Consider the following 12,704-nt stretch of genomic DNA (forward strand, 5'->3'; position numbering starts at 1 on the left):
CGATTTCACTACGATCGCTACATTTCCAAATCTCCAAATCTGACAATATGTTTAAAAAAATATTAATCGCTAACCGAGGCGAGATTGCCCTGCGCATCATCCGTACCTGTAAAGAGATGGGCATCAAGACGGTAGCCGTATATTCTACCGCTGATAAGGAAAGCCTGCACGTGCGTTTTGCTGATGAAGCCGTATGTATCGGCCCTCCTCCAAGTGCGCAGTCCTACCTGAACATGCCCAACCTGATCTCGGCTGCCGAGATCACCAACGCCGATGCGATTCACCCAGGTTACGGTTTCCTTTCAGAGAATGCTGAGTTCTCGCGCATTTGTGCCGAGCACAACATCAAATTTATTGGTGCTTCTCCGGAGATGATCAACTCCATGGGTGACAAGGCCTCTGCCAAGGACACCATGAAGAAGGCCGGGGTGCCTACTATACCTGGCTCTGATGGCTTGCTTAAGTCTGCAGAAGAAGGCAAGAAACTGGCTAAGAAGATCAAGTACCCGGTTATCATCAAGGCAACTGCCGGTGGTGGTGGACGTGGTATGCGTATCATCAAGAGCGAAGAAGAGTTCGATAAGGCATGGAACGATGCCCGTACTGAGTCTAAAGCTGCTTTCGGCAACGATGGCATCTATTTGGAGAAGTTTATTGAGGAGCCGCGTCACATCGAAATACAACTGATTGGTGACCAGCACGGCCAGGTAGCGCATCTTTCGGAGCGTGACTGCTCCATCCAGCGTCGTCACCAGAAACTGGTGGAGGAAACGCCTTCTCCATTTATCAACGACGACCTGCGTGACCGTATGGGCAAGGCGGCTATTAAAGGCGCCAAAGCTATCAATTATGAAGGGGTAGGCACGATCGAGTTCCTGGTAGACAAGCACCGCGAGTTCTACTTTATGGAGATGAACACCCGTATTCAGGTAGAGCACCCGATCACGGAAGAGGTAATTGATTACGACCTGATCAAAGAACAGATCAAAGTAGCGGCTGGAGAGAAGATCACAGGCAAAAACTACTATCCGAAGATGCACGCCATTGAGTGCCGCATCAACGCAGAGGATCCGAAGAACAACTTCCGCCCTTCTCCGGGTAAAATCACCAACCTGCATGTTCCAGGCGGTCATGGTGTGCGTGTAGACTCGCACGTATACTCTGGCTATACCATCCCGTCAAACTACGACTCGATGATCGCCAAGCTGATCGTGAGCGCGCAGACACGTGAGGAGGCGCTTGTGAAAATGAAGCGCGCTTTGAGCGAGTTTGTGATCGAGGGAGTGAAAACCACAGTGCCTTTCCACCTGAAGCTGATGGATGATCCTGGCTTTAAGGAAGGTAACTTCACGACAGCATACCTGGATAACTTTGATTTCAGTTCGCTCTAAATAAGATGTGTTCTTTAAAAAAACCGGCTCAGCAATGGGCCGGTTTTTTTTATTTGGCCTGATATATGTGGGTTTAAAATATAGTACGATTACTACATTTGCGTTAACTTAGCTATCCACCTCACAAGATACAGAAATGAAACCACGCAAGCATTTTGCAACTCTTCTATGGACTGTACTAGCCTTGCAACTCAGCGGCTGCGCGACCATGATCACGATGGAAACGGTGCGCCCACCTGTAGTGCGTGTGAGCCCTGAACAGTGGAAAGTACTCGTCGTGAACCGCTACGACGCAGCAACGCTGGCTCCTAACAAGAACGAGAATGTATCAGCTGTGCTGCGCGATGGCGCCTATCAGGCTGCCGGAGGTGTTATGGGTGCTATCTTCAACGATTCAACTTTCGTGCTGGTTAACCCGGATCAGGCTGTGGAGCTTTCCCCCACTTCTTCCAAACTGAGTGCAACTGAAGTAGAGAAATTATATAGCCAATACCGCCCGCACCTGATCCTAACGCTCGACAAGTTTGAAACGGGGTTTGGGAAAGAGGTAGACAGTTACGAGGATGAGGATGGCGACAGGACCAAAGTTGCCAATTTTGACCTGGTTGTGGCGAGCACCTGGTCGCTATATGACAGCACAGGCACGGTGATAGACCAGGCCACAGTTGAGCAGCAGGAATTTTATGATTCGCGAACAGTCGTAAGTGGCTTGCTGGCCATCGGTCCGGCCATGGGCAAAGCAGGACCTGTGGTCAACCGCCTGGCAGTGGAAACGGGTTACAGCTACTGGGATCGTTTCTACCCACAGCCGATGCTGCTGGTGCGACAGGTATACACAGGCAGCGCATACCAGCAAGCACACATCTTAATGCTAATGGGCCAGTTTGAACAGGCCATCACCACGCTACAACCGCTGGCGCAGGACCTGTCTTCGAAAACAGGTATAAGGGCGGCCCACAACCTGGCTATTGCCTATGAAGCGGCAGGAAATTATGAGCAAGCGACCTATTGGGCCCGCCAGGCAGAAAGCAAAGGCGATAAAATGGCTGCTAAATTGCTCGAACTATGGGCCAATGCCGGCCTGACTAAATAAAATATGTTCCCTGCAACATCAAAGCCCGGTCAAGATGGCCGGGCTTTGATGTTGTATACCTTTATTCTATACCTATACCTTATAAAGTAGTGGAGGTAGTGGTGGCTTGCTCTCCTTTATCGATCAGCTCTGTTAGCTCACTGTACCATGCCTCTCCGTATTTTCGGATGAGTGGCTCTTTCAGAAACTGGTATACCTTTACTCCCAAATCAGCGCCGAAATTACAAGCGGCCGCACAAATGCTCCAGCGGTCGTAATTCAGTGCTTCAAAATCATCATATTTTGTGATACGGATCGGGTATAGGTGGCAGGAGATGGGTTTTTTCCAGCTGATCTTGCCATCGTAATACGCCTGCTCAATAGCGCATTTCAGTATACCCTGGGTATCATACAAAGCATAGGCACACTCTCTGTTTTCGATGGTCGGGGTCGAGTAATCTCCTTCAAAATCCTGAATGTATAGTCCCTGCTCTTCCACAGCCAACTTTCCGGCTCCGGTCATGTAGGGTTTGATATGCTCGTAGCTTTCCTCCAGTATGATCAGTTCGTCTTCATCAAGCGGAGCGCCCAGGTCGCCCTCTACACAGCAGGCTCCTTTGCACTTTTCAAGGTTGCACACAAAGAAATTATCGCGAATGTCATCGCTGATAACAGTATTCTGAAGAACGATCATGATTAATAAGGATAAGAGAGTAATCTCATACCGGACTAACCGGCAAAAAAGAGACAAAATTTAAGTTAAATAAGTTTAGACTAGCGTTTTGGGGCCCTTGCTCCTGCTGCTACAAGTATATTCTGCACACTTTCCCGCTTGGCATAGTCCATGGCTGTTTTTCCTGCATAGTCGCGCAGGCTTGGGTCAGCGCCGGCATTGATCAGCATCACAATCACCTCGTTGCCCCCATCCAGCTGACAGGCCAGCATAAGTGGCGTAAGGCCTTCCAGGTTCTGTATGTTCGGATTGGCACCGCCTTTCAGCAAGCGGTTCATCTCCATCATGTGCGTACCGTTGGCAAAACGTACGGCATAATACAGAGCCGTATTACCTTTGTTATCTACGATGTTCGGGTCAGCCTTATACTTAAACAGGGTATCCAACAGCTGAGCTTGTTCGATCTCAAACTCCTCCGTGTTAATGCGGGCACCTGACATGGCATAATGCAGGGCCGTCTTGCCATCCTGATCGGTCGCGTTCACGTCGGCGCCACCACGCAGCAACAGACTAGCTACTTCCAGACGAACATCAGGTTGATAAATCACACCATAGTCCTCGAGCAGCAGTGGAATAAAAATACCGTGCATGAGTGGTGTGCGTAGTCTAAAGTCAAAATCATAGCCGTTTGGAATAGCCAGTGTATTCACATTTGCCCCATTGGTGAGCGTCCGTCCCACGATTTCGGGGATTCGCTCTATGGCCGCCAGCACCAGTTTCTGATCTGTGGATTGGTTAAGGTACTTAAGCTGTTCAAAGGCATTGGAACTACCCTGCGAAATGGCTTCGTGGTAGAGTTTGCGTGCCTTCTCAGGCTCAGGTTCTCCTATGTTGCCTTCTTCATAAAGCAAACCCAAGGTATAGAGGGCTTCCTTTTCGCCGGCAGCGGCACCTTTCTCGAGCCAGTACTTGGCCTGCGCTACATCTTCTTTCACGCCCTCCCCTCTCAGGTATAGGTTTGCCAGTGAGGTATAGGCCACCACATCGTTCAGCTCAGCTGCACGTTTAATGTAGGTATAGGCATACCCTTTATCCTCCATTTCGCCGTAGCCGGTATAGTACATACTACCCAGAATGCGGTTGCTGAAGGCATCGCCTGCTATGGCCATGTCCCGGATATCGAGGGCGGCACTGCGCATCAGGCGTGTAAAGCGTTGTTTGTCCTCATCGTTGCGCAGGGTCATCAGCTCAGCTAAACCCAAGTTGCCAAACAGACTGCTGCCTTCCAGTGCCTTCTCAAACAGGATGCGGGCAGTGTCGGGGTCAGCTTTGTAGAACTTTTCAGGGTTGCGCACATAGGCTACTGAGTCCGATGTGATGATCTCGTCAATAGGTGCTCCGTCTTCCAGCAATTCGCCGTACTGGTGCATGCGCCCCATAAAGTAATAAGCCGCGGCTTCGTCACGTGCTGCGGCCTGGCGGAACTTGGCGTAAGCCTCGTTGTACTTTAAGCCGATGTAAAGGTCCACGCCTTGCTGCATTTCCGGTGTGCGCCATACCTGTTTGGCAGAGCGGGGAACCTTCACCTCTCTCAGGGAATCAGGTATAATCTTAACAACCTGGCTGGTATCGGATTGCGCCACAGCCAGATATCCGGCGGGGAGCAGCGCAAGTAGCAGGAGTAGTTTTTTCATGCCTAGTAATGGGATCATATATTTTTCAGGTATAAGCGGACAGAAAAATCCGCAGCAACCCTCTTAATTTTACAAAGATACAGATAATGCGGCGTTTCTCTAAAAAGCCCTGCCCGAAGACACGCAAATCAGAGGCCAAAAACGCATTCCTTTATAAGAAACCAAAAGCAAGGGTGATCTGGTTCTCTAAATGTGCAAGTGCCGTTCCTAAAACGGATAGGAATGTGTAAATTGCATGGATTAACAAAGAAGCACGCGGAAGAGACGAAATGGATTATATTAGTTTACTGAACGAGTCGCAACGCAAGGCAGTCCTCCACACCGAGGGGCCAGCTATGATCATTGCGGGTGCCGGCTCAGGCAAAACAAGAGTACTTACATACCGGATCGCTTACCTGATCAGCCAGGGAGTGGATCCATTCAACATACTGGCTCTGACCTTTACCAACAAGGCAGCCAAGGAAATGCGCCATCGTATCGAGAAAGTGATCGGTAACGAGGCCAAAAACATCTGGATGGGCACGTTCCACTCCGTTTTTTCACGCATTTTGCGTGCCGAGGCAGATAAGATCGGCTATCCGAAAAGCTTTACGATTTACGATACCGACGACTCCAAAACCCTCATTCGCAACATTGTGAAGGAGATGAACCTGGATGACAAGCTCTATAAGCCGAACATTGTGCTGGGGCGTATCTCGTCTGCTAAAAATAAGCTGATCTCGGTCAAGCAATACCTCAACGATGCCGTAATTCAGGCCGACGACGAGGCTGCCATGCGCCCGAAGATCGGTAAGATCTACGAACAGTATGCCAACCGCTGCTTCAAGGCCGGTGCCATGGACTTCGACGACCTGCTGTTCCAGACCAACGTGCTGTTCCGCGACCATCCGGATGCGCTCAACAAGTACCAGAACATCTTTAAGTTTGTGATGGTGGACGAGTATCAGGATACGAACTACTCGCAGTACCTGATCACGCGCAAACTGGCCGCCCAGAACCGCAACATTGTGGTGGTGGGTGACGATGCCCAGTCCATCTACGCTTTCCGTGGGGCTGATATTCAGAACATTCTCAACTTTGAGCGTGACTATCCGGAGCTGGAGGTGTTCAAGCTGGAGCAGAACTACCGCTCCACCAAGAACATCGTGAATGCGGCCAACTCGGTGATCAAAAACAACTCGGCGCAGCTCAAAAAAGATGTCTTTACCGACAACGAGCAGGGACCGCTGATTGAGGTGATCAAAGCCAATTCCGATAACGAAGAAGGCAAACTGGTGGCTACCTCCATCTTTGAGGAGAAGATGAACAACCACTTCTCCTACGACGACTTTGCTATTCTGTACCGTACCAATGCGCAATCCAGAGCCATGGAAGAAGCCCTGCGCCGCATGAACATCCGGTATAAAATTGTGGGTGGTCTGTCGTTCTACCAGCGCAAGGAGATCAAGGACCTGATCGCATACCTGCGTTTGGTCGTGAACCCTAATGATGAGCAGGCCCTGCGCCGGGTGATCAATTACCCGAAAAGAGGTATAGGCGAGACGACTGAGCAGAAACTGTTTGTGACAGCTGATGAAACCAACCACAGCGTATGGGAAGTGATCCAGAATGCCGGGCAGTTCCTGGGCAACCGGGTGGGCACAGCTATCGAGAACTTCTCGATCATGATCAAGGACTTTGCCCGCATTGCCGATAATACCGACGCCTTTGAAGTAGCCAAGCACGTAGCCAAGCATTCAGGTATAGTCGATGATCTGTATCAGGACAAAACCGTAGAGGGCCTGGCCCGTTACGAGAACATACAGGAGTTGCTCAACGGTATAAAAGAGTATGTGGATGATCCGGAGAAGGAAGATAAGAGCCTCTCAGCCTTCCTGCAAGACATTGCCCTTATCACCGACGCCGATACCAAAGCGGATATGGACGGTGAGTTTGTCACGTTGATGACAATTCACTCGGCTAAAGGTCTGGAGTTCAAAAACGTGTTCATTGTAGGTATGGAGGAGAACCTTTTCCCGAGCCAGATGATGCTGAACTCCCGTGCTGATCTGGAAGAAGAAAGACGCTTATTCTACGTGGCCATCACCCGCGCCGAGAAAAAGCTATACCTGACCTACGCTACCAGCCGCTACCAGTGGGGCAACCTGCGGGCCTGTGAGAAGAGCCGCTTCCTCGACGAGATCGATCCAAAGTACCTCAACTTTAAGTATGGTGAGCAGACCACGGCCAGCGGAGGCAATGTGTTTGACCGCGTGTTGCAGCGCAAGAGCAGCATCAGCAGCCTGGTGCAGCAGCCGGCACGCAAGCAGGCCGCCACAGCTTATACCGCCCCTGCCGACTTTAAGCCGAGCGACACGTCTAATCTGACTGCGGGTATGAAAGTAGAGCACCCTAAATTCGGGTTTGGCGTAGTAAGCAAAATGGATACGCAGGGCAACAGCACCAAGGCCATCATCAACTTCGACGAAGTGGGCGAAAAAACCCTGTTGCTGAGCTTTGCCAAGCTGCGAATACATGAGTAGTAATTAGAAATTATGAATTAAAAATTAGAAATTGAGATTTGTTCACTTGAGCATTGGCTGGTCAGAATCCCTTCGCCTATTTTAAGGCCTGATGATCACAGGATTACAATCTCTCTTAACTTCTAATTTCCACTTACCTGAAATTTCTAGTTACTAATTTCTAATTTTGAATTCTTTAAATTGATATAATGGAAGCAAGTACTACCTTTAAGCAAGACCTGTTGCTGCGTGAATACGGCAGAAACGTACAGGATCTTGTCAATCACATACTGAGCATTGACGACAAAGCAGAGCGTACCCGCCTGTCCTACCTGTTGATCAATCTGATGGCTAAACTGAACCCGCAACTGCGCGACACCCAGGATTTTCAGCAAAAGCTCTGGAACCACCTCTTTGTGATGTCCGGTTCAAAACTGGATGTGGATGCTCCTTACCCGCTCAGTGCCATGGAGTACCTCAATGACAAGCCACAGCCCATGGAGTATCCGCTGTCGACGCCGCGCTTTAAGCATTATGGCCAGAACGTAGAACTACTTATTAAAAGGGCTACCGAGATTGAGGATGAAAAAGAGCGTGAAGCCGCGACCATCTCTATCGGCAAGCTGATGAAGACACTCTACCGCTCTTATAACAAAGACAGCATTACAGATGATGTGATCCTGAACGATATCCAGCAGATCTCTAAAGGAAAACTGAATCTGGACCTTGCAATGATCGAGAGCAACAACCTGTTTGAATCTGTGAGCAGCAAGTCACAGGACACTGGCAGCAACCGCTCTCAGCAACAACAGAACCGTGGCGGAGACAACCGTGGCCGCAAAAACACCAGACCAACTTCCAACCAACGAAACAAATAGTACTAAATGGCTTCATTCGAAGTAAAAGGCGGTGCAAAGCTGCACGGAGAAATCATTCCGCAGGGTGCCAAAAACGAGGCATTGCAGATTTTGTGTGCCGTGCTCCTTACCCCCGAGAAAGTAACGATCTCGAATATCCCCGATATCCGGGACGTTAACCTACTGATTGAACTGTTGCGTTCGCTGGGCGTAAAAACAGAACGCTTGTCGCCGGACACCTATACCTTTCAGGCAGACGACATCGACATCGACTTTCTGGATTCCCAGCGTTTTGTGGAGCTAGGGCGTGCCATCAGAGGCTCCGTGATGATCGTGGGTCCGATGCTGGCCCGTTTCGGCAAAGCGAAGATGCCAAAGCCAGGTGGCGATAAGATTGGTCGTCGCAGACTAGACACGCACTTTACAGGATTCGAGAAACTGGGCGCTTCCTTTGAGTACAGCGCCGAAGATAATTTTTATACCGTCACTTCGCCAGCTTTGAAAGGCGCCTACATGCTGCTCGATGAAGCATCTGTGACAGGTACAGCCAACATCCTGATGGCTGCTGTGCTGGCCAAAGGTATAACCACGATCTACAATGCGGCCTGTGAGCCTTATGTGCAGCAGCTTTGCCGTATGCTCAACCGCATGGGTGCGAAAATAAGTGGCATTGGTTCTAACCTGCTTGTAATAGAAGGCGTGGAACAGTTGGGAGGAACCGAGCACCGCATGCTTCCTGACATGATTGAAATCGGTTCTTTCATCGGACTTGCTGCCATGACCGGATCAGAGATCACCATCAAAGATTGCCAGATACCGGAGTTAGGACTTATACCTGACACTTTCCAGCGACTGGGTATCAAGATGGAGTTCCGTGGCGATGACATCTTTATACCTGAGCAGGACCGCTACGAAGTAGACACCTACATCGACGGCAGCATCCTGAACATTGCGGACCATACCTGGCCTGGCCTCACCCCTGACCTACTGAGTGTGGCCCTTGTAGTGGCTACGCAAGCGAAGGGAACGGTACTGGTGCACCAGAAAATGTTTGAGAGCCGCCTGTTCTTCGTAGACAAGCTCATCGACATGGGTGCTCAGATCATTCTGTGCGACCCACATCGTGCTACTGTGATTGGTCAGAATAAGCAGATCCCGCTTCGTGGCATCCGTATGACCTCCCCTGACATTCGTGCCGGTGTGGCCCTGCTCATCGCTGCCCTCTCTGCCGAAGGTACCAGCATCATTGACAACGTGGAGCAGATCGACCGCGGCTACCAGAACATTGACGGCCGTCTGAATGCCTTGGGTGCGCAGATTAGGAGAATGTAGCTAAACAGGTGGCCATGATGGGCGAATTCTTGTGACCCGTCCTGATCATTTGGCGCTTGCAATACCTAAAAAACAAGAAGAGCACCTGCTGAGGATGCTCTTCTTGTATTAGTGACTAAGGGTAGCTTGTATCTGTAATTTTAGTCTTGCTGTGCTTCTTCCTTGCCCTCCCCTCTCCTGCTTCCCTGGTATAGCTCATACTTAAGTAAACGACAATCAATGGCGCCATTGTAAAGAGGTGTACGACGTGAAGCACGTAAGCCAATACTCTTGGCGGCATCCAGGTTGCCGGTGAAAACGAAGGCATCGAAGCCTTGGTAGTTGTTCTTGAGCGTGTCCCCGATCTGCTTGTAGAGTTGGTGAATGTCATCTGATTGGATACGTTCGTTATAAGGCGGATTCATGATCAAAACACCCTCTTCGGATGTAGCTTTTGTCTCAAAAAAGTCGGCCATTTCGATTTTGATCACATGCTCCAGACCGGCATTCTCGATGTTCTTGCGGGCAGCCATTACATAGTCCGGGTCAATGTCGTAGCCGATGATCCGGGCTTGTGGCTCACGCTTTTCTTTGGCTTCGGCCGTTTTCCATACCATCTCAAAAAGCTCGGCGTTATGGTCTTTCCAGCTTTCAAAGCCGTAAGGGTCGCGGCGGAAGATGCCCGGTGCGATATTCTGCGCCATCAGGGCTGCTTCGATCAGGAAAGTACCGGAACCGGCCATTGGATCAATAAAGGTGGATTTCTTGTCCCAGCCTGACAGGGAAATGATGCCGGCGGCCAGCACCTCGTTCAGCGGCGCCACGTTGGTCTGCAGACGGTACCCACGACGGTGCAGCGAGTCGCCGGAAGAGTCGAGTGAAAGCGTGACCATGTTCTCGTGCATGTGCAGGTTCAGGCGCACATCCGGTCGGATGCGGTCCACAGAAGGCCGCTCGCCGGTGGCTTTTCGGAACTGGTCGACGATGGCGTCTTTGGTCAGCTGAGCCACGAACAGCGAGTGTTCAAACGTAGAATGGCTTACAACGGCATCGATCGCAAAGGTCTGGTTCAGGTCAAATACCTCGGCCCAGTTGGTTTTCTGTACCTGTTCGTACAGGTCGCGCTCATTGCGGGCTTTGAAATTACGGAGAGGCCTGAGAATGCGGATGGCGGTGCGGCACCAGAGGTTGGCTTCGTAAAGTTGGCGCAGGTTACCCGAAAAAGAAACTGCCCGGTTGCCTACTTTGATATACTCTACTTCAAGCGCCCGCAGCTCTTCTGCCAGCACTTCCTCCAGTCCACTGAGCGTTGTGGCAACTATATTGAAATTATCGCTCTGCTTTTGCTTCGCCATTTGCTATACCTGTTTAAACCGCAAAAATAATGGTAATTTAGTTAAGAGTAAGGAGTTATAGTCAATTTAAGAGTTTGAGGTCCCTTGTGGTGGTTTCTATAGGAAGCAAAGTGTAAACAAAAAGTTGCTATACCTGCTGGCATCGTGGTCAGCAGCTCAGATTTAGCTTTTACCTTGAGCTAGCCATCATAAAACCCTATACCTACACCTGCATTGCCTCCACTTAACTCTTAGCGCATAACTTTTAACTCTTATCTAAATAAAAACTATTTTTGCCCTCAAATACCCGCTTATGAAATTCGAGAAAGACTTTTCCCTTAAACCTTACAATACGTTTGGCATCGATGCCAGGGCCAGGCATTTTGCGCGCTTCGACAGTGTGCAGGAATTGCAGGAGCTGCTGCAGCGGGCGGAGGTAAAGGAAGAGCCGAAGCTCATATTAGGCGGAGGCAGCAACCTACTGTTCACCAAAGATTTTGAGGGCATTGTACTGCTCAATGGTATAAAAGGTATGGAAGTGCTGCGCGAAGACGGCGGCTATACCTACGTGCGGGCCGGTGGCGGTGAGAAGTGGCACGACCTGGTGCTCTTCTGCCTCGGGCATGACCTGGGCGGTATTGAGAATATGTCGCTTATACCTGGCACGGTAGGGGCTGCTCCCCTGCAGAATATCGGGGCCTATGGTGTAGAGCTAAAGGATGTATTTGTGGAACTGGAAGCCGTGCAGCTCGAGACCGGCCAGGTCCATACCTTCGACAAAGAGGCCTGCCAGTTTGGGTATCGTGAAAGTGTCTTCAAACACAGCCTGAAGGGGCAGTATGTGGTCACAGCCGTGACTTTGCGCCTTCGTAGTAATCCGGAACTGAATACCACTTATGGTGCCATCCAGACCACATTGCAGGAGATGCAGGTGCTGCAACCTACCATACACGATGTAAGCGCCGCCGTTTGCCACATCCGCCGCAGTAAACTACCCGACCCGGCCCAGATTGGAAACGCAGGAAGCTTTTTCAAAAACCCCGAAATTCCGCTGCTCCTCTTTGATGTGCTCAAGGAAAAACACCCTGGTATGCCGGCCTACCCTGTATCTGAGACCAGCGTAAAGGTACCTGCTGGCTGGCTGATTGAGCAATGTGGCTGGAAAGGCAAAGTGATTGACAACTACGGCGTGCACAAAAACCAGGCGCTGGTGCTGGTGAATTACGGCGGCGCGAAGGGCAAAAACCTGCTGCAACTGGCACACGATATTATTCAGTCAGTGGAGGAAAAATTCGGCATTGCGCTGCAGCCAGAGGTCAATATCATATGATCTCTATTTTCTCCTGGAAGTAATAAAATTTTTAACTAAACTTCCCTAACTTATTTAAATAGGCTGCGATATATAGGGTATACTTTAATCGCTTATTACCCTATGAAAATTTACTTATACCGCTACCTACTATTATTTCTGGCGCTTCCCCTTGTGCTGGCATCCTGTGACAAAGACGATCCTGAACCTACCAAAACTGACCTCGTTGTAGCGCACGAATGGCAAGGAGAACGCGTGCTGGTTAATGACTTCGACGTGTCGGACAGACCCGAGATCAAGGACATGCTGCTCGACATTAAAAGCACTCGCCTGACACTTCGCCGCGACGGCACTTATACCGCAGTATACGACCAGGCTGGTACCTCACAAACTACCACTGGTACTTGGGAATTCAAGGAAAATGAAACCATCATTTACTTTGACCTGCTCGGCGACCTGCAGATAGAAAATCTCACCACCACCAACATGGACCTGATCACCACCGTGAACCGCAACAACACAAGCTTCGATGCGAAAGTCCAGTTTGTGAAAAAAGACTAAA

The 12,704-nt window shown here is 50.1% G+C and carries 10 protein-coding genes; 7 read left to right on the forward strand and 3 right to left on the reverse strand.

The window, feature by feature from the left end; translation table 11 throughout:
• Positions 1-47: 47 nt before the first annotated feature.
• Positions 48-1,391 (forward strand): acetyl-CoA carboxylase biotin carboxylase subunit, encoded by a 1,344-nt coding sequence (gene accC, locus K3G39_RS18795; protein WP_220627718.1) that lies wholly within the window; start codon positions 48-50, stop codon positions 1,389-1,391.
• 136 nt (positions 1,392-1,527) lie between these two features.
• Positions 1,528-2,484, forward strand: a complete 957-nt coding sequence (locus tag K3G39_RS18800; protein WP_220627719.1) for a DUF6340 family protein — start codon at positions 1,528-1,530, stop codon at positions 2,482-2,484.
• A 79-nt stretch (positions 2,485-2,563) separates the two neighbouring features.
• Here K3G39_RS18800 and K3G39_RS18805 read toward each other — a convergent pair whose 3' ends face one another.
• Together K3G39_RS18805 and K3G39_RS18810 are read right to left on the reverse strand one after the other, a co-directional pair.
• Positions 2,564-3,157 (reverse strand): DUF3109 family protein, encoded by a 594-nt coding sequence (locus tag K3G39_RS18805; RefSeq protein ID WP_220627720.1) that lies wholly within the window; start codon positions 3,155-3,157, stop codon positions 2,564-2,566.
• Between the two features lie 80 nt (positions 3,158-3,237).
• Entirely contained in the window at positions 3,238-4,848 is a 1,611-nt protein-coding gene (locus K3G39_RS18810) for an ankyrin repeat domain-containing protein (RefSeq protein ID WP_255594505.1), read from the reverse strand.
• Positions 4,849-5,099: 251 nt separating this feature from the next.
• Here K3G39_RS18810 and K3G39_RS18815 point away from each other — a divergent pair, with 251 nt between their 5' ends.
• The 3 genes from K3G39_RS18815 to murA all read left to right on the forward strand — a co-directional run bounded on the left by K3G39_RS18815 (position 5,100) and on the right by murA (position 9,520).
• Complete coding sequence (locus tag K3G39_RS18815) at positions 5,100-7,352, forward strand: ATP-dependent helicase (protein ID WP_220627721.1); 2,253 nt, start codon at positions 5,100-5,102, stop codon at positions 7,350-7,352.
• 188 nt (positions 7,353-7,540) lie between these two features.
• Complete coding sequence (locus tag K3G39_RS18820) at positions 7,541-8,209, forward strand: DUF4290 domain-containing protein (RefSeq protein ID WP_220627722.1); 669 nt, start codon at positions 7,541-7,543, stop codon at positions 8,207-8,209.
• Positions 8,210-8,215: 6 nt separating this feature from the next.
• Positions 8,216-9,520, forward strand: coding sequence for a UDP-N-acetylglucosamine 1-carboxyvinyltransferase (murA, locus tag K3G39_RS18825; RefSeq protein WP_220627723.1), 1,305 nt, complete (start codon positions 8,216-8,218; stop codon positions 9,518-9,520).
• A 140-nt stretch (positions 9,521-9,660) separates the two neighbouring features.
• Here murA and K3G39_RS18830 read toward each other — a convergent pair whose 3' ends face one another.
• Positions 9,661-10,854, reverse strand: coding sequence for a class I SAM-dependent RNA methyltransferase (locus K3G39_RS18830; RefSeq protein ID WP_220627724.1), 1,194 nt, complete (start codon positions 10,852-10,854; stop codon positions 9,661-9,663).
• Positions 10,855-11,146: 292 nt separating this feature from the next.
• On the opposite strand from K3G39_RS18830, the gene murB reads away from it, so the two are divergent.
• Both murB and K3G39_RS18840 read left to right on the forward strand, forming a co-directional pair.
• On the forward strand, positions 11,147-12,163 hold the full coding sequence (murB, locus tag K3G39_RS18835) for a UDP-N-acetylmuramate dehydrogenase (RefSeq protein ID WP_220627725.1): 1,017 nt from the start codon (positions 11,147-11,149) through the stop codon (positions 12,161-12,163).
• A 102-nt stretch (positions 12,164-12,265) separates the two neighbouring features.
• Positions 12,266-12,703: a hypothetical protein gene (locus K3G39_RS18840; RefSeq protein WP_220627726.1), complete on the forward strand. Its 438-nt coding sequence runs from the start codon at positions 12,266-12,268 to the stop codon at positions 12,701-12,703.
• Position 12,704 lies beyond the last annotated feature (1 nt).

The sequence above is a fragment of the Pontibacter sp. HSC-14F20 genome, assembly GCF_019599265.1.
Classification (GTDB): domain Bacteria; phylum Bacteroidota; class Bacteroidia; order Cytophagales; family Hymenobacteraceae; genus Pontibacter.

Bases quoted from the DNA above. Each gene is read 5' to 3' on its own strand.
- accC (WP_220627718.1), top strand. From the start codon at position 48: ATGTTTAAAAAAATATTAATCGCTAACCGAGGCGAGATTGCCCTGCGC.
- K3G39_RS18800 (WP_220627719.1), top strand. From the start codon at position 1,528: ATGAAACCACGCAAGCATTTTGCAACTCTTCTATGGACTGTACTAGCC.
- K3G39_RS18805 (WP_220627720.1), bottom strand. From the start codon at position 3,157: ATGATCGTTCTTCAGAATACTGTTATCAGCGATGACATTCGCGATAAT.
- K3G39_RS18810 (WP_255594505.1), bottom strand. From the start codon at position 4,848: ATGATCCCATTACTAGGCATGAAAAAACTACTCCTGCTACTTGCGCTG.
- K3G39_RS18815 (WP_220627721.1), top strand. From the start codon at position 5,100: ATGGATTATATTAGTTTACTGAACGAGTCGCAACGCAAGGCAGTCCTC.
- K3G39_RS18820 (WP_220627722.1), top strand. From the start codon at position 7,541: ATGGAAGCAAGTACTACCTTTAAGCAAGACCTGTTGCTGCGTGAATAC.
- murA (WP_220627723.1), top strand. From the start codon at position 8,216: ATGGCTTCATTCGAAGTAAAAGGCGGTGCAAAGCTGCACGGAGAAATC.
- K3G39_RS18830 (WP_220627724.1), bottom strand. From the start codon at position 10,854: ATGGCGAAGCAAAAGCAGAGCGATAATTTCAATATAGTTGCCACAACG.
- murB (WP_220627725.1), top strand. From the start codon at position 11,147: ATGAAATTCGAGAAAGACTTTTCCCTTAAACCTTACAATACGTTTGGC.
- K3G39_RS18840 (WP_220627726.1), top strand. From the start codon at position 12,266: ATGAAAATTTACTTATACCGCTACCTACTATTATTTCTGGCGCTTCCC.